This window comes from Anaerovibrio lipolyticus (genome assembly GCF_021531495.1).
In the GTDB taxonomy this organism is placed as follows: Bacteria; Bacillota; Negativicutes; order Selenomonadales; family Selenomonadaceae; genus Anaerovibrio.
Map to the genome: position 1 here is coordinate 1 of NZ_JADYTY010000019.1, position 23,189 is coordinate 23,189.

The following is a 23,189-nucleotide window of genomic DNA, read 5'->3' on the forward strand; positions in this document are numbered from 1 at the left end:
TGCCTGTAAGGGTATATGCCATGCCTACGAGAAGTGTATAGATAATTGATGTATTCGGCAAATCAGAATTTATCGCATAAGCTCAGCCAATTTTCTAACCTTGCCTGCAATATCTTCTGCTCCGGTAATTTCAGAAACCACGCACACCGTATCCGCACCAGCTCCCCGTACCTGGGTAATATTATGCTCCTTAATCCCCCCAATAGCCACAAAAGGCAAAGCCGCATGCTCATTGGCATAGGTAATATACTCCAACCCCACAGGCACCGCTGTAGCCTTGGTCTGAGTAGCAAAAACAGGCCCACATCCTACATAGTCCAAAATATCCGTCAACCGATTAGCCTCCTGCAGCTGCTCCGGTCCATGAGTAGACCAGCCAATAATCTTATCAGGCCCCAAAAGCTTCCGTACTACAGCCGGTGGCAAATCATCCTGGCCAATATGCACCCCATCAGCATCTACCGCCAAAGCCAAATCCACAAAATCATCAATAATAAAGGCTGCCCCATAGCTTTGAGCCAGTTCCCGCAAACGAAGGCACTCCTCATATCTCGCCAGTCCGCTTTTAGTCTTTTCCCGATACTGAATGAAGCGTATACCTCCCTCCAGCATAGCCCGAACAACCTCCATATTATCACGGCCATTGGACATACTCTCTGCCGTAATACCATATATAGGAAATGCCTTGAAACATTCCATAGCTTCCTGTCTATTCATAAAAAAATCACTCCCTCATGACATTTATATTTATTATTTATTATAATACTCCCTCAGCCAAAGCCAAGGGAGTACACAAAATTACTATTTATCTTAGATTCTTACCAAGGTTTCTGCTATAAGCAATACCTGTGGTGGTACAGTATGCAGCTCCAAGGTTTCCTTTGGAGAGTGAATATCATTGTTATTAGTACCAATAGATACTACATCCATGGCTGGATTGTGCTGGAGATGCCAGCTGCACTCCAAGCCTGCATGAATGGTAGCCATGCGCATTGGCTGCTGATTCTGCTCCTGAAAAACCTCACTCATAATCTCTGCCAGCTTGCTGTTCTTTCGTTCCGCCCAGCTAGGGAACATAGTGCCATATTTCACCTCAAAGCCTGCCACTCTGCCAATAGCACCAGCAGTAGCATAATACTCCTTAATGCTTTCTTCTCGGCTGGAACGAGGCATATACTGTACGGACATAAGCTTCTTGTCAGCATCAGTATTCACCACGCCAATATTAGCAGAGGTTTCTACCAAACCTGGACACAGCTGGGACATGGCAGAAACACCATTGGACAAAATCAACAGCAAATCAATCAACCTATCTCCATCTGCCTTCTCCATAGCCTGACAGGAACCAGCCTCCAATTCCTGCAAAACCAGAGAAGCATTTTCCTCAATATCCCCATAATGGCCCATAAAGTGTGTATATGCCTCATCTACCAGCTGCTGCAGCTGAGCAGGTTCCATATCCATATAGAATACAGCCTCTGCTACGCTTGGAATAACATTCTTGGCTCTGCCACCATTAAAGGATACCAGCTGGAAGCTCTGTCCCTTGCTGCGGATACCATCCAGACAAACCGCCATAGCCTTCAAGGCATTGGCCGCACCACAGTTGATTTCCTCACCGGAATGACCGCCCTTAAGACCAGCCAGTTTCAAGGAATAAGCCTTACCCTTAACTTCCTCTGCCAGCTTATAGCTTCTGGAGAAATCCATATCTCCACTGCCTGCACTACCTACAGTCAGCAAATCCCAATCCTCGGAATCACAGTTAATCAGATACTTTACACCCTCGAAATGGTTGTCTGTCAAATTGATAGAACCAGTCATACCGGCTTCTTCATCCACAGTAATAATAGCACGAATTGGTCCGTGGCTCTGAAGATTTTTCATAATGTAAACAATAATGGCAATCCCCATACCATCATCAGCACCAAGGCTGGTACCGTCTGCATGGAGCTTATCTCCTTCTCGCACCAGCTTAATAGGATCCTTAATTGGATCATAGGCCACACCATCATCAGCCACACAAACCATATCCATGTGAGCCTGCAATACCACCAATGGCTTGTCCTGACAATCATCAGTAGCAGCCATATCCGCAATAATATTATTTACCTTGTCCTGTTCCACCTGACAGCCCATATCTGCAAACAGCTTGTAAAGATAATCGCTGACAGCCTTCTCATGACCGGAAGGACGAGGAATCTCTGCCAGCTTGGCAAATTCTGCTAATACGCCCTCTATAATGTTTTCCTTGCTAATATCGCTAATGTTGTTCATTCCCTAAAACCCTTTCTTTTTTGTTATATTATCTCATATATTGTCAATTAAATGTTGAAAATCCTCTGGCCTTTTAGCTCTAAGCTTCAGCTTTTCTCCCGTAAGAGGATGGATAAATTCCAAGGCTGCGGCATGGAGCTCCTGACGGCCTAGACTCTTATCTGCCCGACCATACATCTTGTCTCCCACTACAGGATAGCCACTATGAGCCAAATGAACACGTATCTGATGGGTACGGCCTGTTTCCAGCCAAAGAGAGAGAAGGCTAAAGCTCTGGCCCTCCTTTAGCACCTGAAAATGGGTTACAGCCCTCTGTCCCCCAGAAGCCACCACCCGGCGATTAGGCCTAAATACATCCTTGGCAATAGGCGCCTCAATAATTCCCTGTGGACATTCCTCAGCCAGCTTACTGCCTGCTCCTACAATCACAGCCTCATAGCTGCGATGAATTTTTCCCTCAGCCAGCATTTTTTCCAAAGTAGTCTGCAGCTTGCCAGATTTGGCAAATAGAACACAACCTGTTGTATCCCTATCCAGGCGATGCACCGGCCTTATGGTTACAATTTGCTTTTTCTGCTTAAAATAGCCTGCCAAGTAATTGGCCAAGGTGCCAAATTCTGTACGGCCTGCCGGATGCACCAAAATTCCTGCTGGCTTGTTGACCACAATAACATCATTATCCTCATAGATAATGTCCAGGTTCCCCTCCTCCGGGGTTACACCATAGCTTGAATCCTTAAACTGGCGTATAGCCACCATATCCCCTGCCTTCAAGGCTCGCTTGGTATGGGCACTAACGCCGTTTACATAAACACCATGACTAAAAAACAGCTTCTGCCGTTGTCTAGCCGATACTTCCATTACAGTTTTTAGATATTCCTCCAAAGCCATGCCGTCATATCTATCTGCCACAATGTATTTTTTTAGGCTGGAATTTTTCGCCTTTCCTTTTTTTTGCATGATATTCCTCCAAACGACACATATAAGTTGTATTATATCATATTTTTTCCTGTTCTGCATTATCCAACAATTTTGCCCAGAAACAACAAAAAGGAATGTCCTCCTGAAAGAACATTCCCTAATGCCTAAATAATTTAATTTTAGTGAGGCAGAACTTTGTTCAGACGCACCCCTAAAAAGGCTGCGGCCACTGCCTTTAAAATATCCCCCGGAATAAAGGAAAACATGGCCATAGTCATAGCCTGCCACATTTCAATATGCAGAGCACACATCAAATAGGCAATACCCAAAGCGTAGGTAAAAGGAAAAGCCACCACCAGCAAAACCAGCAGATAGCGCTTCCAATCATATTTACTGCCCTTTAGCAGACTGACACCCACATAACCAAGCCAAAAACCAGGAAAGAAACCTCCACTAGGCCCTAACAACTTCCCAATGCCTCCCTGGCCACCAGAAAAAACAGGTATCCCCACAGCTCCCAGCAATATCCATACCAGAATAGCTACAGCGGTCTGCTTTGGTGGCAAAACCAAAGCTGTAATGCCCAAAGCCAAGGTGGTAGCTGTTACCAGCACCGGGGAAAAAGGAGTAGGAAAGGCAATGTAGCCACCAATACTTATCAAGGCCACACACATAGCCATTTTGGCCATAGCATGAGGAGTAAAAATTTCTTTTGTCATTTTCTTCTTACAGTTCCTTACCAGAAAGAAGGGTATAAGCCTCCTTGTACTTAGCAATGGTCTTTTCAATAATCTCGTCTGGCAGGAGATAATCGCTATCTGGATTAGCCTTCAGCCAATCACGAACAAACTGCTTGTCATAGGATGGCTGAGACTTGCCTGCCTCGTAGCCCTCCAATGGCCAGAAGCGGGAGCTATCTGGAGTAAGCATCTCATCACCGATCATAAAGGTGCCGTTTTCGTCAATACCAAATTCAAACTTGGTATCAGCAATAATAATGCCATGCTGTCTTGCATAATCTGCACACTTCTTGTAGATAGCAATAGTAGCATCACGCATCATGGTCATGTACTCACGGCCCTTACCTGGGAATTCCTTCTCTACATACTTAATGCCTTCCTCGAAGCTGACATTAATGTCATGGTCACCAATCTCTGCCTTAGTGCTTGGGGTGAAGATTGGCTCAGGCAGCTGCTGGGATTCCTTAAGTCCCTCTGGCAGCTTAATACCGCAAACAGTTCCATTCTCCTGATAGCTTTCCCAGCCGCTGCCGGTAATATAGCCGCGAACAATACACTCCATAGGCAGCATAGTAAGCTTCTTGCACATCATGCTGTTGCCCTGGAACTGCTCCTGCTGGAAGAACTCAGGCATATCTTTATTATCTACGGAAATCATGTGGTTTGGCACAATGTCAGCAGTCAAATCAAACCAGAATTTGGACATCTGGGTAAGAACCTGCCCCTTCTGGGTGATTTTGTTCTTGAGAATGTGATCAAAAGCAGAAATACGATCTGTTGCAACCATGATAATGCTATCACCTGCATCATATACCTCGCGAACCTTACCGGATTTGAATGGCTTATACTCTTTCATAATTTCCTCCTGTAAATCAGTTAAAATTACATCTTCATGTAATGTAAATAATATCACACCAACTCATGGTTAATCAAGTACCAGATTCAAATAGCCCCGACGCTTCAATCTGGTGGTCTTAAACTGCTCCGGCAGCCATACCATGCCATCTGGCAGTTTATACTCATAATTGATAATCGGCTCATGTTCTGGATATTTTTCCTGGAACCGCTGTCTAAGAGCAGGAAGAATCCCCGGCAGCTGGCTAAGTTCCAAGGTGGTTTCCACAATTCTCATGGTATTACCATCAATGGTGTACATTACCAGCTGCTGCCCCTGCTGATTGGTAAACAGCAAGGATTCACCCTGCTGAAAAGCTGCATGCTTCATGGCATAGGCAATATCCTCCTCCAACCATGCTACATATCCAGGGCCCTGCCAATGCTCATCTCTAATGTGTTTGTATTCCTTGGCTGTAGCAGGCTTTAGCTCCACTTCATCCTGGATGGCTGCTGGCTGAAGGGCATAAAACTTAGGTACATATACTGGCTGAAAGCCCAGCTTGGCATAAAAAATTCGCAAGCTGGATTCCGCTGGACTTAGCAGCAACGGCTTCTGCCAATGCTGCTGGGCAAATTCCAAAATCCGTGTAGACAACCCCTGTCCCTGATACTCTGGCAAAGTAGCCACAGCATAGACATAATACCCCTCCAGATTCCCTATAGGAGTCTGAATATCTGCTGGCAGGAAGGTGGCCATAGACACTGGCCGTCCCTGACGCTGAATCACCAGCATATTCAGCTCTGTCATACGATTTTCCATATAGAAGTCAATAAACTCCTTGCTGTCCCCAAAGCATTGCTCCCACATGATTTCAATGGCCTCTCTATCCCTAATAGGATCTGCCATCAGTACATCGCTGGTTTCTGCCACATATTTCTTTAGCAAAATCTCAGGATAATAGGACAGCTTGGCTTTCCGCAAACCCAAATCTCCTGTATCATCCTCCCGGTTAATATACTCAAAGCCCTCGGTAGCCTGCTGGACAAACTGCTGATTTATCATTGGATAGGCTCCCTGCACCTCTGGAAAGGCTTTTTCAAAATGTACCAGGAAGGTATCGGCGTTCAGAGGATCTCCCATGGTAAAGGCCACAATATCCCCATGCTGCCGGAGAATACCTCCTCTCAACCCTAGGGCATCGTAATTGGCAAAGGCATCCTCCAACACGGAAAATTCATCTTCCATATCCTCATTCCATTTTTCCTCCCGGGAACAAATCCAATTGTGGGCCATAAATCTGGTTTCTGCCAAATTCTCCTTGGTAATAGGCTCATAGCTCCAATCCGGATCATCCTTGAAACGGGCAATATGATTCCGTTTCTTCTGCATCTTTTTGCCACGCAAACCTGCCAGCTTTTCCCTGCTATAGATATAGTCATAACAATTTCGATTGGACTCAATCAAAAACCGCCCAGGGAACCATTCCAAAAGCAAATCCCTTTCCTTAACCGTAATAGGCTCCAAATGCAAGGGAATCCCCTCCTGCTGGCACAGCTCCAGCATAATTTTCAAGGCACCCTGCTTGTCCCCAGCGCCAATAGGAAAATAATAGGTCCAGTAGGGCACATTCTCCCGCATAGTTTTATAGATACACCTTAGGACACAGCACCCCAAAATATCTGCCATCTGGGCCTTATACAATCTACGGTATAAAAAAATCGTGGTAAAGGAACGCTCGCAACTGTTATCATTATCCTCTGCCAGTCGAGCCTTTATCCAATCCTTATCCTCAATAGTTATTTCGCGAAAATTAATCTTGGTCATTTTATCTACCTACTTAATTCTTACACTATTACTCATCTTTGTGCATTATACCACAGTTTACCCAACGACTCAAAAAAAGAACCAATTTTCTCATTTTCTAAATATTTTAACTTCGTTATTACATATATAATTCAGTATAAAGCTCTATTGTTGTAACTATAATTATTACAATATAATTATAATTATCTCATACCTTTCTGTCAAGGGGAATATAAAAGGCGAAAGCCCACATGTAAGTTGTAAGCCTTCGCCTCATAATTTTTCCTATTGAATTAACAATTCTTAATCCTCTGGATAAGCAACGATAAAGGGCTGATTTCTTTGAGCCTCTGGCAACATATAGTGATCAAACCACATGGAATAGAACTTCCAGCCGCTTCCTACCATATAGCCATCCTGCAAATGGTCACAGGTATCATAGCTATCGGCAAAAATAAGCACATCATCCAATGTAGCCTCGGTACCCATATCGTCGTAGCCGATAATCACACGCCAATGACCGCCCCATTCCACATTTTCTACCATAATAGGGTGATTATTCTTTAGCTCAGCTAAAACAAAGTCCCTAAAGGCAGCATAGCTGTCAAAGGTAATGCCATCTAAGCTACTTTCTGTATGATAGCCTATTCTCTTGAAGAAATCTACCATATCCTGTGGATTTGTGCCAATAGGATAGCCTTGGGTTTTCATTTCCTGAGCTAAGGACATTTCGTCATACTGAGTATCGCCAAAGTAATACAGCACAGTAAGACCTGCAGCAGGACCGCAGGTATATTCTGTGGTCTGCTGATAGGTGGGATAATGACTGAGAATAGTCAGATTGTTATTAGATTCCATATTGTAGTAATCCAGCTGACTAAAATATTTTGAATCCTCATGATTAATATCTAGTGGTGCAGAGGAAGCGCCCTCTATTTGTGTCTCCAAACCATCTGGATAGGGAATAACCCTTAGTGCCTGTGCCATGGCTACAGAGCACATAAAGGCACTACACATACATAATGATAGAATTGTTTTATATAGATTTTTCATTTTTTACCTCACTTAACTCCAGAGAAACAGGTGCTAAGACTCACTTGTCTTTGAAGGAGCTTAATCGCACGTAAATTTCTGAATAAATCTTATTTTACAGATGGAAGAATCTCCAGCCAATATCCGTCTGGATCTTTGATAAAATAAATACCCATCTGAGGATTTTCATAGCAGATGCAGCCCATCTTTTCGTGCTTGGCATGAGCCGCCTCATAATAATCTGTGCGGAATGCTAAATGGAATTCACAATCTCCCAGATTATAAGGTCTATCCATATCCCGCAGCCAGGTCAGCTCCAGCTCGAAATCGGAAGCATCATTAGCCAAATACACAATGATAAAGGAACCATCCTGAGCTTCTTTACGTCTTACCTCATGGAGTCCCAAGGCCTCCTCATAAAAAGGAATGGAAACCGCCAAATCAGCTACATTGTAATTCTCATGAATCATTTTAAACTGCATAAAAACACCTCATCCCCCCTAAATCAGAATGGAATATCGCTGTCCTCTGGCATACTGCCAAAGTTATCACTGCCAGCAAATGGCGCATTGCTGTTGTTCTGTCCGCCGTTGCCAGCGAAGCTGTCATTACCGCCGCCGGCAAAGTTATTGCCACCGCCAAAGCCGTCGTTGCCACCGCCGTTGCCAGCATCATTACGACTGCCGCAGAACTCAAAGTTCTCTACAATAACCTCTGTGGCATAACGCTTGTTGCCATTCTTGTCATCATAGCTTCTTACCTGCATACGGCCCTCTACCAGCACCTCACGGCCCTTAAAGAGATAGCGGGCAAAGGTTTCTGCCTGCTGTCCCCAGATAACCAATGGTATAAAATCTGCTCCCTGGTCCTTGCCCCAACGATTGACAGCAATACTTACCTGAGCCACAGACTTACCGGTGGTAGTAGTACGCAAATCTACATCACGAGCCAAACGGCCCTTCAGAAATACCTTATTCATCTATATTTCCTCCCATCACACCTGCCAGGATACCTTTCTAACAGGTCATTTACAAATTCTGTATCTATCATAACAGATATTACCGGAAAAAACCAGCATTTTTAGAAAAAACATTCGCCTATAATTAGAGTATATATTTATATCTATTATGCTCTTAAGAACGACCACTGCCATTTTTATGAATATACATCCGCTGATCTGCCAGACTAATAACATCAGCCTTATTCATACCTTCCCTGTAAATAGCATGTCCAATTGACACCGATGGCAGAATAGGATTTTCATTTTGGCGCACCTTATCCAGCCTTTGTTCCAGCAGCTCCACCATCAAAAGATAATTCATCTTCTCCAGCTGTCCTGGCTTAAGAATCATGGCAAATTCATCCCCGCCAATTCGGTAGATATAACCCATATTGCCAAAAACATAGCGAATATTGCTGGCTACCTGCTGTAAAACAATATCTCCATGCTTATGACCATAATTATCATTTATACTTTTGAATTGATTTACATCAAAGAAAACAATAGCTGTATCATAACTCAATTGCTTTATATGCTTATCAAAACAGCGTCGATTCAGCAATTTAGTCAATGAATCCATCTGAATACTGATTTCCATAAAGTAAATGTAAAACAAGGTGCTGGCAATGGCTACTGCCAAAAAAGTAGTACGATTTTCTGTAGCACCAAATTCGTTCATGCCTACCCCAACAGTCAGGGAAATAATACTTAACAGCAGCATCTTATAGTTACGGTTTTGATATTCCTGACTACATTTGTGGACAGCTCTATACATGGTAAAAATGCCAATAGTATAAATAGCTACATAAACACGGAAATAATCTCCCCGCACAAACATATTGGCATCATCTATATAAAAAATCCAATTGGTAAAGCCTGTAGAAAATTGCAGAATAATATTAAGTACAAATAAGGGCACTAAGAAATAATTTTCCCTCATTCGTCCCAATACTCTAATAATCAGCAAAACCACCAAAGGTGCACTGGCATATTCCGAGCTGACAGCTAAATAATGCAAATAAACTGGTGCTGTTGAGCCATTCAGAGTCAAACGAAACCAATCCATAACAGCACAAAAAGTAATCAAAATAAAACAGTAAATAAAGGTTCTATTCAATTTTGAACTTATGGCAATGGAATAATAAGCCTGTACTCCCATAGTAAGCATCAATAAACAGGTTATTACCAGCATTGAAAAATGAATCCCCATTACCTCATCCATGCTGCCACTCCTTTTATATCATATACCCCATAAATAAAATCCTCTCGCATTACAAAAACATCCCTGTTTTAATTCTACACTTTTCTGCTTATATCAGTCAATCCAGTTAGTAGTTTAAACATATTAAAACTCATTATCATTCGTTCATATATATTTTATCACATTCTCAAGTTATTTACTATATTAATTTACAGCAAAAAAGAGCTGTCCCCTTATCTACCTTATAGCGGAAAGGAACAGCTCCTAAGAAATCTTTATTCTTCCTTATCTATCTTAATACCAAAGATAAGCTCGTCTATCAGGCCGATAAGCTGATTGATTTCTGGCTTGGAAATCTGACCATCAGCTCCCAGCTCCTCGCCCTTGCGGCGCATTTCCTCACTAATCAAGGAGGAGAACAGGATAAATGGAATACCATTAAACCTAGCATCACTTCGAACCAGCTTCAGGAGGCGATGACCATCCATCTGTGGCATCTCAATATCAGAGATAATTACCCGCACCTGATCCTCCACAGGCAAATCTGCCTTAAGATTGTTAGCCAGATAATTCCAAGCATCCTGACCATTGTTAAAGTCACGGACAAAACGATAGCCAGACTCATGGAGCGTATTTACTAGCAGCTCTCTCAGCAATGGAGAATCCTCAGCACAAAGAACATGTACGTTGGAACGCTCTGCCTTCATATCCATAGGTGCATCATCAAAAGTAGTCAGCTTGGCATTAATCTCTGGATTAATCTCTGCAATAATAGTCTCAAAATCCAGCAGCAGAATAATCTTTTCCTGCATCTTAACAATACCTACTACTCTGGACTGATCCCCGACCTCTGGAGCAGGCTCCATATTCTTCCAGGAAATACGGTGAATACGGGATACACTGTCAACCAGGAAAGCAATATCATAATTGTTAATCTCAGTAACAATTATATTCTTTGGCTCTCCCTGACTAGGCATATTCAGACATCTTGGCAAATTTACCAAAGGAATTGCCTTGCCACGCAGTGTAAACAAACCATCAACATAAGGATGTGCCTGAGGCATCTCTGTAACCGGTGTGCGGGTAATAACCTCCCGTACCTTTGCCACATTTATGCCGTAATTAACAGAGCCAATGCTGAATTCAACAATTTCAAACTCATTTGTACCTGTTTCCAGCAGAATTCCCTTGTTCTCTTCAACTGCCATTCTATCGCCCCCATCTTATTTTACCTCTGTAATTGCCTACCGACCTCTAGGCCTGTGCAGTCACAGATATATTTAACACATATTGAAATTTCTCCCTCTAAAAAGGAGAAAATATTCCTTACAGATATTTTATTCGCGACAAATATATAAAATCCTGCTAAATTCAAAAAAACTTTTTAAAAATAGACTTAATCGCACAAATAAGTCCAGCCATCCTTCATTTCAATCAGGCCATCCTTGTACAAATGCCCCAAAGCTCTTTTGAAAGCTGCTTTGCTTATTTTGAATTTACCCTTAATAAGCTCTGGACTGCTGGTATCACAATAAGGCATACGGCCATTGTTAGATTGCAGGAACATTAGTATCTTGTCTGCATCACTGACCAAAGCCTTTTCCTTGGCTTCTCTAAGGGAAGCATTTATTCTGCCATCTGGACGGACATAAGTAACCCGGGCCTCCAGCTCCTGGCCAACTCTTGGATGCTCCTGCATCTCCTTGTTGGCAATAAAGGCAATATAACGCTCAGTGGTTAGCATAAAAGCACCACTATCTGTAATATTGTACACAGAACCTTTAACCATCTGTCCCTTGTGAACATCTACTGCCTTGACAGAGGCACGGCGCATTTCGTCCTCAACCTTCATGGTTACAGCCAGACGGCCAGACTTATCAGTATAAAGCTTGGCCCATACCACTTCACCTATCTGCAGCTTGCCTCTCATGCCAGCATAAGGCATAAAGATACCACGCTCCGCACCTACATCCAAAAAGGCACCATCTTTGGTAACATTGATAACCCGCATCCGGGCAATCTGACCTTCCTTCAATCTAGGTACTCGCATACTGGCAGTCAAACGATGCTTAGGATCCAGATATAAGAACACCTTTACCTGATCCCCAATATGTACTGGTTCAGTCTGCTGAGTCTTATGCAACAGAATATCATCATTGGTACGACCGGTTTCTGCATCCAGAAAGGCACCCATTTCAGATTCTCGCACAACAGTCAGCACCGCCACTGTACTAGGGCCATATTTCATAACAGGCTTTTCTTCTCTAGGAGAACGGCTTTCCCTCTGACGGAAGCCGCCACGACGTGAATTATTCATACCTGCCATCATCAATCCTCATAAGGAGTCAGCTCTGCATCTCCCCACAGAGTTTCCAAGGCATAGTATTCACGGCTATCCTGCAGGAAGATATGGGCTACACAGTCACCATAATCCAACAGCACCCACTCGCCCTCGCGATAGCCTTCCTTGTGCAGAAAATCAATGCCTGCCTCCTCCTGAAGCTTTTCCTCAATATTATCAGCAATTGCCCGCACCTGGGTAGTGCTGCCAGCAGAGCAAACTACAAAATAATCTGTAGTTGGTGTCAAATCAATCATATTCATCAGCACAATATCTCTAGCCTTTTTGTCAGAGGCAGCTTCGGCTATGAGCTTTGCCAATTCAAGAGATGTTTTTACCATATTATTCCTCCTAAAAAAAATCAAAAAATCCTTTATTTTCTTCCTGCTCCTCCGGCTGTGGGAAGAGCTCATTCATCATATTTTGTACATCCTGAGGATTGGATACCCAGGAACCGTATTGATCCCAGCCTCCCGGCAGCAGCTTCAGCTCTGGCTGAACATTGGCCAGCTTGCTGACCAGGCTGGCAAAATGACCTGCATCAAAGACCTCAATAGTGGTATGTACCCGACGCTGCCATACATCTGTCAGCTGAGGAAGCTTGGTTACCATATCCGGCTGCAGCATTCGGTTGTACACAGCCTTGATAAAGCTCTGTTGTCTCTTGCCTCGGCCATAGGCTCCTAAATCATCACTGGCATAGCGAAGATATTTCTGGGCTGTATCACCATCCATATGCTGATACCCCTTTGGAATATGAATATGGAGATCCTCCTCTGGATCATCATAATCCATATTGGTTTCCACATATACATCTATGCCACCAATAACATCCACCAGCTCCCTGAGAGCCTCTGTATCAATCACCACATTGTGATGTACTGTTACATTCAGCAGCTTTTCCACTGACTGCTCCAAAAGATTAATACCTCCATAGGGATAGGCACTATTCAAACGCTGGGTTCCTTGTATGCCTGGGATTTCCGTCAAGGTAAAGCGAGGTATATTCACAATACGGACAGCTCCATCCTCATGGCGAAAGCTTAACAAAAACATATTGTCTGCCTGTTGTCCCATGCCCTCGGCCCCGGTATCCAAGCCCACAAAAAGGATATTGGTATAACCATCAAACCGGGGATCAAAGCTGGCCGCCCTTAGCTCTCGGCGCTGTCTATAGTCATCATAAATCTCTGCGTAAACTGCATAGGTCTTATATGCCCAATTGTATGCCTGCTGACAAACCCAGCCTACAGCGGTCATAATAAGGCCAAAAATAACCATGACTACCAGCAGACGAAGGAATTTCAGCCTGCGTTTTTTTCGCCTGATTTTTCTTTTGCGTTCTACATTTATTTTTGTCTGACTTACCATCTACATCAATCCAAATCAGCTTTCTTAGAGTTTTCCAAAAGAATATCATTCCTAGCGGCAATGGTATCAGGATGCAGTAAATGTCCCTTGCTTACCACAAAAATAATGGACTGGTTCAGTCCCTCCAAGACCATTTCATCCAAGGAAGCTTCTCTGGACAAACGCCGCAGCTCCTCTACCTCTGGATAATTTCGATGGGGCTCAATCATATCGGCAAAATAAACAATCTTGTCCAAATCAGTCATATGAGGGCCTCCCACCGTATGACGATAAATGGCCTGGGCTATCTCAGGAGAATCTACATCATATTCCTCAGCAATCAACTGAGCACCTACATAGCCGTGAAGCAAAAGAGGCATTTCCTTTTCCACTGGGCCAATGGCAATACCTCGGCCCGAAGCCTCCTGAGGCAGCTGTTCATTAGAATACTGGCGGGCACAGTCATGAAGCAAGCCTGCAATGCGGGCCTTATCCACATCAACATGAAATCTCTCAGCCAAAAAGACTGCTGTTTCTGCCACCCCTACTGAATGCTCATACCTTGATGGCTTTAGTCTGGATTGCAATTTTATTTTCATTTCCTCATAGTTCATAGCCACAGCCCTCTTTATTATACCATATCCAAATACAATTTTTCTTTATAAATATATTGTTCCACCGTTTCAGGCACAATATAGCGTATTGTTCTTTTTTGACCTACTCTATGACGAATTTCTGTAGAAGAAATTTCCAGCTCCGGAGTTTCCAAACAGTGAATTTTCTCTACCAGAGGCCCAAAGCGTTGCGCAATTTTCTCCATATCCGGCATACAGCCTGGCCGGGATGCCCCAATAAAATGGCACATAGTCAATAATTCATCAATACGATTCCAAGTATGGAGGTTTTCCACCGAATCTGCCCCTACAATAAAATAAAATTCTGTATCCCTGCCATGCTCCTCTAGCAGCTGAGCCAGAGTATCCCGGCTATAGGATGGCCCCTGCCGGTGCATTTCCATATCAGATACCTGAAAACGGGGATTGGAACAGGTGGCCAGCATGGTCATCATATAGCGATGCTTAGCTGGGGAGATTTGCTTGTCCAATTTGTGGGGAGGCACTGCAGCAGGAATAAAAACCACCTTATCCAAATGAAATTCATCCATAATGGTTTCTGCCACAATAAGATGCCCCATATGAATGGGATCAAAGGTACCACCAAAGATACCAACTCTTTTTTTTCCCATTGTCAACTCCCCTTTGCCAATATCTTCCACAAAACAAGCACTGTCAGCAATATGCAAAATAACGCTCTGCCATAATCAAGTATATCGTGACGCCCCTTAGCATTGCAAGCATACTGCCTTAGAGTTCTGAAATAAGCCCTTAACTTAGCGAATCTGTCCATCGCCTACCACCAGATATTTGGTACTGGTTAAGGCCAGCAAGCCCATAGGCCCTCTAGCGTGAAGCTTCTGGGTGCTAATGCCGATTTCCGCCCCAAAGCCAAATTCACAGCCATCAGAAAATCTAGTAGAAGCATTTACATATACTGCCGCTGCATCTACACAACGCTGGAACAGTCTGGCATTATGAAGGCTTTCCGTAATAATGGCCTCAGAATGACCAGTATTATATTTATTAATATGAGCGATAGCCTCCTGAATATCAGAAACCACCTTGACAGAGAGAATCAAATCGCCATATTCTGTGCTCCAATCCTCTGGCACTGCCTCCACCATATCAGGCAGAATAGCCCGGCATTTTGGACAGCCCCGCAGCTCACAGTTTTTGGCTGCCATAGCTTCCTGCAATACAGGCAAAAACTCTCCCGCCACCTGCTCATGAACCAGCAAGGTTTCCATGGCATTGCACACCGAAGGGCGGGAAGTTTTGGCATTAATAGCTATATTCAAGGCCATAGACAAATCAGCTGTAGCATCTACAAAGGTATGACACACACCGGTGCCAGTTTCAATAACAGGTACAATGCTGTTTTCTACTACAGTTTTAATAAGGCCGGCTCCGCCACGAGGAATAATTACATCCAAATATTCCTTCAATCGCAGCATAATATTTACTGCCTCCCGATCTGTTGTATCAATCAGCTGGATAGCTCCCTCTGGAATACCAGCATGATAAGCCGCCTCTGACATAATTGCTGCAATAGCCTTGTTGGACAGCAACGCCTCAGAACCTCCCCGAAGGAGAACACTGTTACCAGATTTCAGACACAAGCCAATAGCATCTGCTGTTACATTTGGTCTAGCCTCATAAATCATGCCTACCACACCTAAAGGAACCCGTACCCGGCGGATTTCCAGGCCATTGGGACGAATAGTGGAATAATCACCTTCCCCAATAGGATCTGGCAGAGCTGCAGCCTGTCTGAGGCCATCAGCCATCCCCTTGATTCTGCTTTCATCCAGCATTAATCTATCCAGATAGGAACGCTTAACTCCCTTGTGGCGAGCCTGCTCCAAATCCTGTTGATTGGCCTCCAAAACCGCCTCACAACGCTGCTCCAAGGCGTGAGCCATAGCCAGCAAGGCCGCATTCTTTACCACAGTAGAAAGCATATTCATGGACTGGGCAGCCTCCTTGGCAGCACCAGCCTTGGCTAAAATCATTTCCTGTAAATCCATCTAAAGTCCCTCCTACGGCAATCTATCAAATCATCAATACCATATTATCTCTATGAATAACCTCATCATGGATTTCTCCCTGAATCAGCCCTGCAAAATCGGAGGTTTTTCTGCCCTTGATTTTTTCTATAGTCTCCGCAGCATAATTAATGGTGCCCCGAGCTATTTCCTGATAATCATGGGTCAATACTCGCACGGTACTGCCAGCAGGATAATTGCCCTCAGTAGCCGTAATACCTGCTGCCAACAGGCTGGAACCAGCCTTTAAGGCCTTGACACAGCCTTCATCCACAAAAAGCACACCAGAAATACGTCTTCCAAAGGCCAGCCATCCCTTACGCGCCCGCAAATGAGCCGGTCTTGGTGGGAACACTGTACCAATTTCCTCACCCTGCAAAATTGCCCGCAGAATACCGTTTTCACTGCCAGAGGCAATAAACATGGTTACACCGCTGGCTACAGCAATCTTGGCTGCCTCTATCTTGGTAGCCATGCCTCCAGTTCCTACATTGGAGCCTGCTCCGCCTGCCAGCTGTTCCACAGCCTGAGTGATTTCCGGAATCTCATGCAGCAGCTTGGCCTCTGGGTGTGTCTGAGGATTGGCATCATATACCCCGTCAATATCAGAAAGAATAATCAATACATCTGCATCCACCATAGCTGCTACAGTAGCTGATAGAGTATCATTATCTCCAATCTTTACCTCGGCAATGGTAACAGCATCATTTTCATTGATAACTGGCAGAACATTATTTTTCAGCATGGTCAAAATAGTGTTACGGCCATTGATATACTGATCGTGGTTAGCAAAATTCTCCTTGGTCAGCAGAACCTGGCCCACAACCTGACCATATTCCGTAAAGAATTTGTCATAAAGATGCATCAGCTGTACCTGGCCTACTGCTGCCAGAGCCTGCTTCTCCTGTGGGCTGTCTGGCCGCTGGGACAAGCCCATCCGCAACATTCCTACCCCAATAGCACCAGAGGTAACTAGTATAACCTCCCGGCCTTGGCTGGCCAAATCTGCCAGCTCCCGTGCCAAATGCTCAATACGATAAAGGTTGATTTTGCCATTGGGGTGCAGCAGAGTGCTAGTTCCCACCTTGACAACTATACGTTGGGCATTACCTATCTGCTTTCTAATATCCATGACAAAATCATCCTTTCCAGGGTTGTTTATTTACGTACTAAATTGGATTCTATATAAAACCTTATTTAGGCAATTCAATTTTTGGCTTGTCAAAATTCCGACGGAAAAGCAAGCCGTTACGGCCAATTACCTGTACCAGATTGGCATTGCTGCGATCAGCCAGAGTTTCAATAGCATCTCTAGGCTCCTCAAAACAGTTCTGCAAAACTCTTACCTTAATCAGTTCCCGCTTCTTGATAGCCTCCTGAGCTGCGGTAACCACAGTAGGAGTAACGCCTTCCTTGCCAATATTGACAATGGGATCCATAGTCATGCCCATAGAACGCAGGAAGCTTTTCTGCTTGCCAGTTAATGTATTCTTTATCAAATTTTATCCTCCATAATAATCCGTAAAAACAGAGCCTTACTCTCTGTACTCAAATTCCATATCACCGATGTGAACGGTATCTCCTTCCTTGATACCCTTCTCCTGCAGCTTCTTATCAATGCCCTTGATACGCCAGATATACTGGAAGCGGCGGACAGCCTCATCATTGCCGAAGTTGGTCATAGCCACCAGCTTGTCCAAAGACTTGCCGCTAACCACAAAATCACCAGACATATCCCGAGTAATATTTACCTTGTCCGGATCTTCCTCCTGAGCCTCATAAACCTTTTCGCCCTCTTCAATCTCTGGCTCCTCGACATACTCGTCCAGAGCCTTGGCTACAGCATTAATCAACTCTCTCAGTCCCTGACCAGTAGCTGCACAAATTGGGAATATCTGAATACCTTCCTTTTCTGCCAGCTCCTTCAAGCGCACCAGATTTTCCTCTGCTCCTGGCAAATCCATTTTGTTAGCAGCCAAAATCTGAGGTCTGCGGGAAATTCGCTCACTGTACAGCTTCAATTCCTTGTTAATCTTGTAATAATCCTCTACCGGATCTCTGCCCTCAATACCAGAAGCATCTACGATGTGCACAATAACCTTGGTTCTCTCCACATGGCGGAGGAAATCGTGACCAAGGCCTACACCCTCAGAGGCGCCATCAATAAGACCTGGAATATCTGCCATAACAAAGGTCTTTTCATCTCCCAGCTCACCTACATTTACCACGCCCAATACAGGAGTAATAGTGGTAAAATGATATTCGGCAATCTCTGGGCGGGCAGCAGAAACCTTGGATACCAGACTGGATTTGCCTACACTTGGATAGCCTACCAAGCCCACATCCGCCAACAGCTTCAGCTCCAGCAAAAGATTTCTTACCTCTCCTGGCTCACCTAATTCGGCAAAGGTTGGTGCTCTATTGGCACTATTGGCAAATTTGGCATTGCCCCGGCCACCCCGGCCGCCCTTGGCAATAACAGCCTCCTGGCCCAGCTCTGTCAAATCAGCCAGAGTCTCACCAGTATCTGCATCCTTAACCAAGGTTCCCTGGGGTACCTTGACAATACATGGTGGCGCATTATGGCCATACTGATTCTTGATATCCCCATTTTCGCCATTCTTGGCTACAAACTTGCGATGAAAGCGAAAATCCAACAGGGTATTCATATTGTTATCTACCCGAAAAACAATATCACCGCCACGGCCACCATCACCACCAGAGGGGCCGCCCTTGGCTACAAATTTTTCTCTGCGGAAGGCTGACTTGCCATGTCCACCAGTACCTGCTGTTACCTTGATGGTAATTCTATCAATAAACTGCATACCTGCCTCCTTATTTTTATTTTGAATGTCTATCCTGATAAAAGCAATGTCTATACCTATACAGACCTGCCAGCTCTATTTCCATATCTGAATCCATATGATGTATAAAAAGCTGGTATTGTACCCAATGCCAGCTTTTTATACATCACCATAAAGAAAAAAATACCTGCACCCATTCAGGCGCAGGTATCTCTCTGCAATTACATAGCAGCTTCTTCTACTGCATAAACGCTAACCTGACGGTTGTAACGTCCCTTGCGCTCGAAAGCAACGCGGCCAGCAATCTTGGCATAGATGGTATCATCCTTGCCGATGCCTACACCATTACCAGGATGGAAATGAGTTCCACGCTGACGAACAATGATGCTGCCTGCAGTTACAACTGTACCAGCCTGCTCCTTGACACCAAGGCGCTTTGCCTCAGAATCACGGCCGTTACGGGTGCTGGATACACCTTTCTTATGCGCAAACAGCTGCAAATCAAACTTAAACATCAGGGTTACACCTCCTGTACCACTGAAATACATATTTCCTCTGGATCATACTCTTGGATATCATAGAACCCAATGAGCATTGTCTCTAAAATTGCATCAGTTAATTCATCGGGAACGCCTTTGAGCCTTGCATGCAAGTCACCACTCGCTACTTTATAATCAACTTCGCGATGCAGGTGCTGCCCTACGCCCTTAAGAGCGGTTTGTGCTAATGTGGATATCCCGGCACAAACAATATCACTGCCATATTCGCCGTGATGACCACGGACATCATAGCCAGATATTCTTCCCTGGGAATTGCGATAAACCTTTATCTCAATCATTAAGCTTCGATCTTCTCGATAACAACCTTAGTGAAAGGCTGACGATGACCCTGACGCTTACGATAGTTGGACTTAGCCTTGTACTTGAAGACCAGAATCTTCTTGTCCTTGCCCTGAGCCTCTACCTTAGCGGTAACCTTGGCACCATCAACTACAGGCTTGCCTACTACAACCTCGCTGTCCTTTACTACAGTCAGAACCTGATCAAAAGTAACAACGTCGCCCTCAGCAGCCTCCAGCTTCTCAACAGTAACAACATCGCCCTCAGCTACCTTGTACTGCTTGCCACCAGTCTGAATAATTGCGTACATTCCTCTACACCTCCCTATATTAGTACTCGCCAATTACGGTAGGGAAAATCCCTTTATTAACCTCACTGTGCGGTTGGGGAAAGTACACTTATAGTGCACTCACATTGACATATTTTACCATTTCACCAACACAATGTCAATAAAATTTTATACGAAAATATACTTCAAAACAAAGATTACAGCCAGAATATATACCACTGGACTAATCTGCTTTTTGGACACTGAGCCAGTGCAGATATTGATAATTACATAGGAGATAACACCCATGGAAATACCCTCAGAAATGGAGTACATAAATGGCATAGCAATAGTAGCAATATAAGCAGGCACAGCCTCAGTCAAATCATCAAAGTCAATGCGCATCAGGCTGCTTACCATCAGGAAGCCTACCACAATCAAAGCAGGAGCAGTAGCAAAGGCTGGAATAGCTAGGAAGATAGGTGCCAGCAGCAAGCTCAAAGCAAAGAGAATGGCGCTGACAACAGCAGTAAGACCAGTACGACCGCCTGCACCTACACCAGCAGAGCTTTCTACAAAAGTAGTTACAGTGGAGGTACCCAAAATAGCACCAGCAGTGGTGGCAATGGAATCAGCCATCAAAGCACCCTTGATATTTGGCAGACGGCCCTGCTTATCCAGCATATCGGCCTTGGAAGCTACGCCAATGAGAGTTCCCAGCGTATCAAACAGATCTACAAACATGAAGGTCAGCATAATAGTCAGGAAGTTCAGTGTAGCAATAGCACTGAAATCAAGCTGCATGAAGGTTGGTGCCAGACTTGGAATAGCAATGCCATGAGAGAAATCTGGCATTACAGAGAACATGCCCTGAGCTGGATCCGGAATATAGATACCAGTCATTTCGCAAATCATGCCAGCAGCCCAGGTAATCAGAATACCCCAGAGAATGCCGCCTGGAACCTTTTTAGCCATGAGAATGGCTGTCAGCAAGGTGCCCATAAGAGCCAGGAAAGCGCCAATACCTACAGTGTAGAAGGAGCCATCCAGCAAAGCTGCTCTAAATGGATAAAGACCTACCAGAGTAGGGCCATCTACAACGATTTTGGCGTTCTGCATACCGATAAAGGCAATGAACAGACCAATACCACTGGTAACACCGTATTTCAGGGCTGGAGGGATACAGTTGAAAATAGCCTCTCTAACCTTGGTAAGTGACAAAATAATGAATATAATACCTTCAACAAATACAGCTGCCAAAGCCACCTGCCAGGAGTAACCCATCTGGCCTACAACTGTAAAAGCAAAGAAGGCATTGAGGCCCATACCAGGAGCCAATACAAATGGATAATTTGCCAAAGCGGCCATAATCAGGGTACCAATGCAGGCGCCAATGGCGGTAGCTGCAAATACGGCACCGGCATCCATACCGGTTGTGCCAAGGATATTAGGGTTGACGGCCAAAATATAGGCCATGGTCATAAATGTGGTGATACCGGCGATAATCTCTGTGCGGACGCTGGTACCATGTTCCTTTAGATGAAAAATTTTCTCTAAAGTCTCATTCATTGTCTTAGTCCTCCTTTATTGTTAAAAAAGAATACGCCGACTAGGAAAGCCGGCGAAACATATTACAAAGGTATATTACATTATTTCAAGATAAATTGCAATGAAAATTTATTCCTGAAACAAACTATAACATCCTGGCTGGATTTCTCTATCCGAGCAGATATTTACCCTTACCCCCAAATCTTTATACAGTCTCTCAAAGGCCTCTCCTGCCTTTAGTTCCTTAGCTGCTTCTGGATGTATATGTAACATATACCCCTCAGCCCCATGCTTATGGGCTTCGATACGGCGAATCTCCCGGCACACATTAATAGCCAAAGCCTCTGCCGACAGCACCCTGCCACTGCCCTGGCACACTGGACAATCCCGATAGAGAAGGTTATCTATATTATGCCGAGTCTTTTTGCGGGTAATCTCCACCAGCCCCAAAGCAGTAATATCCACCACATGAGTTTTGGTTCTATCCTGCTGAGCCAGCTGCCTCAAAAGCTGCAAAAGAGCCTTATTATGCTCCTCCTTTTCCATATCAATGAAATCCACCAGCACAATACCGCCAATATCCCGCAGCCGCAGCTGGTGCATAATTTCCACCGCCGCCTCCTTGTTCAAAGCAAAAGCCGTTTCGCCCAAGCTGATATTTCCCACAAAACTGCCAGTATTAACATCAATAACCGTCATAGCCTCAGTTTTGTCTATAACCAAAAATCCCCCAGAAGCCAAGGGAACCTGACGATTGCCTGCACTGACTGCTTCAGCCTCAATTTCGTAATATTCAAATATATTACTGCCCTTGTACAGCTTCAGCCTATCCGCCCACTCCGGCGCCATGCCCTGCAGCAAATCCTTAACCCGGCCATAGACAATCTCATCATCAATTACCATTTGTTCAACATCCTCGTTAAACAAATCCCGCACAATGCGGATAACCAAATCCACATCCCGATACAAAAGGCCTGTGCCCTTCATCAGCTTGGACTTAGCCTCAACAGACTGCCAAACCTTAATAAGATAGCGAATATCCCGCTGGATACATTCCTTGGACTGGCCCATAGCAGCAGTGCGAATAATCACACCCATATCCTCTGGGCAAGCCTCCCGTACAATATCATAAAGGCGGTGGCGCTCCTGCTCTGAGTCAATGCGATGGGATGTGCCTATATAAGCCGACCGAGGCATCAGCACCACATTCCGCCCGGGAAGGGTCAGATGCATAGTAGCCCGAGGTCCCTTGGTGCCCACCTCATCCTTGGTAATCTGCACTGGCAGCACCTGACCAATATGAATGGTCTTTCTAGGACTCCCAACTCCATCTACCTCCGCCTTGCCATCCCCAATATAGAGAAAAGCATTTTTGCTCTGGCCAATATCCACAAAGGCCGCCTGCATACCAGGCAGTACATTCTGCACAATACCCTTGTAGATATTTCCCACCAAATGGCTATGCCTTGGCCGTTCCAGCTCCAAGGAGGTTAATCTATTATTCTCTTTTACAGCAATGCGGGTTTCCTCCGGCATAACATTGACTATAATTGATTTCATATCCA

The 23,189-nt window shown here is 44.6% G+C and carries 25 protein-coding genes; all 25 read right to left on the minus strand.

Going from position 1 to position 23,189, the window contains the following annotated elements; translation table 11 throughout:
* Positions 1-69: 69 nt before the first annotated feature.
* The 25 genes from thiE to I6E26_RS07595 all read right to left on the minus strand — a co-directional run bounded on the left by thiE (position 70) and on the right by I6E26_RS07595 (position 23,184).
* Entirely contained in the window at positions 70-717 is a 648-nt protein-coding gene (gene thiE, locus I6E26_RS07475; protein WP_235321228.1) for a thiamine phosphate synthase, read from the minus strand.
* Positions 718-810: 93 nt separating this feature from the next.
* Positions 811-2,277: a beta-Ala-His dipeptidase gene (gene pepD / locus I6E26_RS07480; protein ID WP_235321229.1), complete on the minus strand. Its 1,467-nt coding sequence runs from the start codon at positions 2,275-2,277 to the stop codon at positions 811-813.
* A 33-nt stretch (positions 2,278-2,310) separates the two neighbouring features.
* On the minus strand, positions 2,311-3,237 hold the full coding sequence (locus tag I6E26_RS07485; RefSeq protein WP_235321230.1) for an RluA family pseudouridine synthase: 927 nt from the start codon (positions 3,235-3,237) through the stop codon (positions 2,311-2,313).
* Positions 3,238-3,377: 140 nt separating this feature from the next.
* A complete protein-coding gene (locus I6E26_RS07490; protein ID WP_235321231.1) occupies positions 3,378-3,917 on the minus strand; it encodes a biotin transporter BioY in 540 nt (179 codons plus the stop codon).
* A 7-nt stretch (positions 3,918-3,924) separates the two neighbouring features.
* The gene (locus tag I6E26_RS07495) at positions 3,925-4,794 is read right to left on the minus strand and encodes a phosphoribosylaminoimidazolesuccinocarboxamide synthase (RefSeq protein WP_235321232.1); all 870 of its coding nucleotides are present in this window, start codon (positions 4,792-4,794) and stop codon (positions 3,925-3,927) included.
* Between the two features lie 69 nt (positions 4,795-4,863).
* Entirely contained in the window at positions 4,864-6,600 is a 1,737-nt protein-coding gene (locus I6E26_RS07500; protein WP_235321233.1) for a GNAT family N-acetyltransferase, read from the minus strand.
* Positions 6,601-6,882: 282 nt separating this feature from the next.
* Positions 6,883-7,632 carry a C39 family peptidase gene (locus I6E26_RS07505; protein WP_235321234.1) on the minus strand — a complete coding sequence of 250 codons (750 nt, stop codon included), beginning with the start codon at positions 7,630-7,632 and terminating at the stop codon, positions 6,883-6,885.
* An 89-nt stretch (positions 7,633-7,721) separates the two neighbouring features.
* On the minus strand, positions 7,722-8,093 hold the full coding sequence (locus I6E26_RS07510; protein ID WP_235321235.1) for a VOC family protein: 372 nt from the start codon (positions 8,091-8,093) through the stop codon (positions 7,722-7,724).
* A gap of 23 nt (positions 8,094-8,116) precedes the next feature.
* Positions 8,117-8,590 (minus strand): single-stranded DNA-binding protein, encoded by a 474-nt coding sequence (locus I6E26_RS07515; protein WP_235321236.1) that lies wholly within the window; start codon positions 8,588-8,590, stop codon positions 8,117-8,119.
* Between the two features lie 154 nt (positions 8,591-8,744).
* Positions 8,745-9,833, minus strand: a complete 1,089-nt coding sequence (locus tag I6E26_RS07520; RefSeq protein WP_235321237.1) for a GGDEF domain-containing protein — start codon at positions 9,831-9,833, stop codon at positions 8,745-8,747.
* A gap of 254 nt (positions 9,834-10,087) precedes the next feature.
* Entirely contained in the window at positions 10,088-11,020 is a 933-nt protein-coding gene (locus I6E26_RS07525; protein ID WP_235321238.1) for a chemotaxis protein, read from the minus strand.
* Positions 11,021-11,208: 188 nt separating this feature from the next.
* On the minus strand, positions 11,209-12,060 hold the full coding sequence (locus I6E26_RS07530; protein ID WP_235321265.1) for a CvfB family protein: 852 nt from the start codon (positions 12,058-12,060) through the stop codon (positions 11,209-11,211).
* 80 nt (positions 12,061-12,140) lie between these two features.
* Positions 12,141-12,494 carry a ribosome silencing factor gene (rsfS, locus tag I6E26_RS07535; protein WP_235321239.1) on the minus strand — a complete coding sequence of 118 codons (354 nt, stop codon included), beginning with the start codon at positions 12,492-12,494 and terminating at the stop codon, positions 12,141-12,143.
* 10 nt (positions 12,495-12,504) lie between these two features.
* Positions 12,505-13,524: an LCP family protein gene (locus I6E26_RS07540; protein ID WP_235321240.1), complete on the minus strand. Its 1,020-nt coding sequence runs from the start codon at positions 13,522-13,524 to the stop codon at positions 12,505-12,507.
* 5 nt (positions 13,525-13,529) lie between these two features.
* On the minus strand, positions 13,530-14,117 hold the full coding sequence (gene yqeK, locus I6E26_RS07545) for a bis(5'-nucleosyl)-tetraphosphatase (symmetrical) YqeK (protein ID WP_235321241.1): 588 nt from the start codon (positions 14,115-14,117) through the stop codon (positions 13,530-13,532).
* Positions 14,118-14,134: 17 nt separating this feature from the next.
* The gene (nadD, locus tag I6E26_RS07550) at positions 14,135-14,749 is read right to left on the minus strand and encodes a nicotinate-nucleotide adenylyltransferase (RefSeq protein WP_419179916.1); all 615 of its coding nucleotides are present in this window, start codon (positions 14,747-14,749) and stop codon (positions 14,135-14,137) included.
* Positions 14,750-14,893: 144 nt separating this feature from the next.
* Positions 14,894-16,147 carry a glutamate-5-semialdehyde dehydrogenase gene (locus tag I6E26_RS07555; protein ID WP_235321242.1) on the minus strand — a complete coding sequence of 418 codons (1,254 nt, stop codon included), beginning with the start codon at positions 16,145-16,147 and terminating at the stop codon, positions 14,894-14,896.
* 25 nt (positions 16,148-16,172) lie between these two features.
* The gene (gene proB, locus I6E26_RS07560; protein ID WP_235321243.1) at positions 16,173-17,297 is read right to left on the minus strand and encodes a glutamate 5-kinase; all 1,125 of its coding nucleotides are present in this window, start codon (positions 17,295-17,297) and stop codon (positions 16,173-16,175) included.
* Between the two features lie 61 nt (positions 17,298-17,358).
* Positions 17,359-17,664, minus strand: coding sequence for a ribosome assembly RNA-binding protein YhbY (gene yhbY / locus I6E26_RS07565; RefSeq protein WP_235321244.1), 306 nt, complete (start codon positions 17,662-17,664; stop codon positions 17,359-17,361).
* Between the two features lie 36 nt (positions 17,665-17,700).
* Positions 17,701-18,990: a GTPase ObgE gene (obgE, locus tag I6E26_RS07570; RefSeq protein ID WP_235321245.1), complete on the minus strand. Its 1,290-nt coding sequence runs from the start codon at positions 18,988-18,990 to the stop codon at positions 17,701-17,703.
* 200 nt (positions 18,991-19,190) lie between these two features.
* Entirely contained in the window at positions 19,191-19,484 is a 294-nt protein-coding gene (rpmA, locus tag I6E26_RS07575) for a 50S ribosomal protein L27 (protein ID WP_235321246.1), read from the minus strand.
* A gap of 5 nt (positions 19,485-19,489) precedes the next feature.
* Complete coding sequence (locus tag I6E26_RS07580; protein WP_235321247.1) at positions 19,490-19,807, minus strand: ribosomal-processing cysteine protease Prp; 318 nt, start codon at positions 19,805-19,807, stop codon at positions 19,490-19,492.
* The gene (rplU, locus tag I6E26_RS07585) at positions 19,807-20,118 is read right to left on the minus strand and encodes a 50S ribosomal protein L21 (protein ID WP_235321248.1); all 312 of its coding nucleotides are present in this window, start codon (positions 20,116-20,118) and stop codon (positions 19,807-19,809) included. Before rplU ends, I6E26_RS07580 begins: the two co-directional genes overlap by 1 nt.
* Before the next feature lie 147 nt (positions 20,119-20,265).
* Positions 20,266-21,645: an NCS2 family permease gene (locus I6E26_RS07590; protein WP_235321249.1), complete on the minus strand. Its 1,380-nt coding sequence runs from the start codon at positions 21,643-21,645 to the stop codon at positions 20,266-20,268.
* Between the two features lie 108 nt (positions 21,646-21,753).
* Positions 21,754-23,184: an Rne/Rng family ribonuclease gene (locus I6E26_RS07595; protein ID WP_235321250.1), complete on the minus strand. Its 1,431-nt coding sequence runs from the start codon at positions 23,182-23,184 to the stop codon at positions 21,754-21,756.
* Between the last annotated feature and the right edge of the window lie 5 nt (positions 23,185-23,189).

Coding starts and splice junctions, on each gene's coding strand:
- thiE (WP_235321228.1), bottom strand. CDS start 717: ATGAATAGACAGGAAGCTATGGAATGTTTCAAGGCATTTCCTATATAT.
- pepD (WP_235321229.1), bottom strand. CDS start 2,277: ATGAACAACATTAGCGATATTAGCAAGGAAAACATTATAGAGGGCGTA.
- I6E26_RS07485 (WP_235321230.1), bottom strand. CDS start 3,237: ATGCAAAAAAAAGGAAAGGCGAAAAATTCCAGCCTAAAAAAATACATT.
- I6E26_RS07490 (WP_235321231.1), bottom strand. CDS start 3,917: ATGACAAAAGAAATTTTTACTCCTCATGCTATGGCCAAAATGGCTATG.
- I6E26_RS07495 (WP_235321232.1), bottom strand. CDS start 4,794: ATGAAAGAGTATAAGCCATTCAAATCCGGTAAGGTTCGCGAGGTATAT.
- I6E26_RS07500 (WP_235321233.1), bottom strand. CDS start 6,600: ATGACCAAGATTAATTTTCGCGAAATAACTATTGAGGATAAGGATTGG.
- I6E26_RS07505 (WP_235321234.1), bottom strand. CDS start 7,632: ATGAAAAATCTATATAAAACAATTCTATCATTATGTATGTGTAGTGCC.
- I6E26_RS07510 (WP_235321235.1), bottom strand. CDS start 8,093: ATGCAGTTTAAAATGATTCATGAGAATTACAATGTAGCTGATTTGGCG.
- I6E26_RS07515 (WP_235321236.1), bottom strand. CDS start 8,590: ATGAATAAGGTATTTCTGAAGGGCCGTTTGGCTCGTGATGTAGATTTG.
- I6E26_RS07520 (WP_235321237.1), bottom strand. CDS start 9,833: ATGGATGAGGTAATGGGGATTCATTTTTCAATGCTGGTAATAACCTGT.
- I6E26_RS07525 (WP_235321238.1), bottom strand. CDS start 11,020: ATGGCAGTTGAAGAGAACAAGGGAATTCTGCTGGAAACAGGTACAAAT.
- I6E26_RS07530 (WP_235321265.1), bottom strand. CDS start 12,060: ATGAAATATGGCCCTAGTACAGTGGCGGTGCTGACTGTTGTGCGAGAA.
- rsfS (WP_235321239.1), bottom strand. CDS start 12,494: ATGGTAAAAACATCTCTTGAATTGGCAAAGCTCATAGCCGAAGCTGCC.
- I6E26_RS07540 (WP_235321240.1), bottom strand. CDS start 13,524: ATGGTAAGTCAGACAAAAATAAATGTAGAACGCAAAAGAAAAATCAGG.
- yqeK (WP_235321241.1), bottom strand. CDS start 14,117: ATGAACTATGAGGAAATGAAAATAAAATTGCAATCCAGACTAAAGCCA.
- nadD (WP_419179916.1), bottom strand. CDS start 14,749: ATGGGAAAAAAAAGAGTTGGTATCTTTGGTGGTACCTTTGATCCCATT.
- I6E26_RS07555 (WP_235321242.1), bottom strand. CDS start 16,147: ATGGATTTACAGGAAATGATTTTAGCCAAGGCTGGTGCTGCCAAGGAG.
- proB (WP_235321243.1), bottom strand. CDS start 17,297: ATGGATATTAGAAAGCAGATAGGTAATGCCCAACGTATAGTTGTCAAG.
- obgE (WP_235321245.1), bottom strand. CDS start 18,990: ATGCAGTTTATTGATAGAATTACCATCAAGGTAACAGCAGGTACTGGT.
- rpmA (WP_235321246.1), bottom strand. CDS start 19,484: ATGTTTAAGTTTGATTTGCAGCTGTTTGCGCATAAGAAAGGTGTATCC.
- I6E26_RS07580 (WP_235321247.1), bottom strand. CDS start 19,807: ATGATTGAGATAAAGGTTTATCGCAATTCCCAGGGAAGAATATCTGGC.
- rplU (WP_235321248.1), bottom strand. CDS start 20,118: ATGTACGCAATTATTCAGACTGGTGGCAAGCAGTACAAGGTAGCTGAG.
- I6E26_RS07590 (WP_235321249.1), bottom strand. CDS start 21,645: ATGAATGAGACTTTAGAGAAAATTTTTCATCTAAAGGAACATGGTACC.
- I6E26_RS07595 (WP_235321250.1), bottom strand. CDS start 23,184: ATGAAATCAATTATAGTCAATGTTATGCCGGAGGAAACCCGCATTGCT.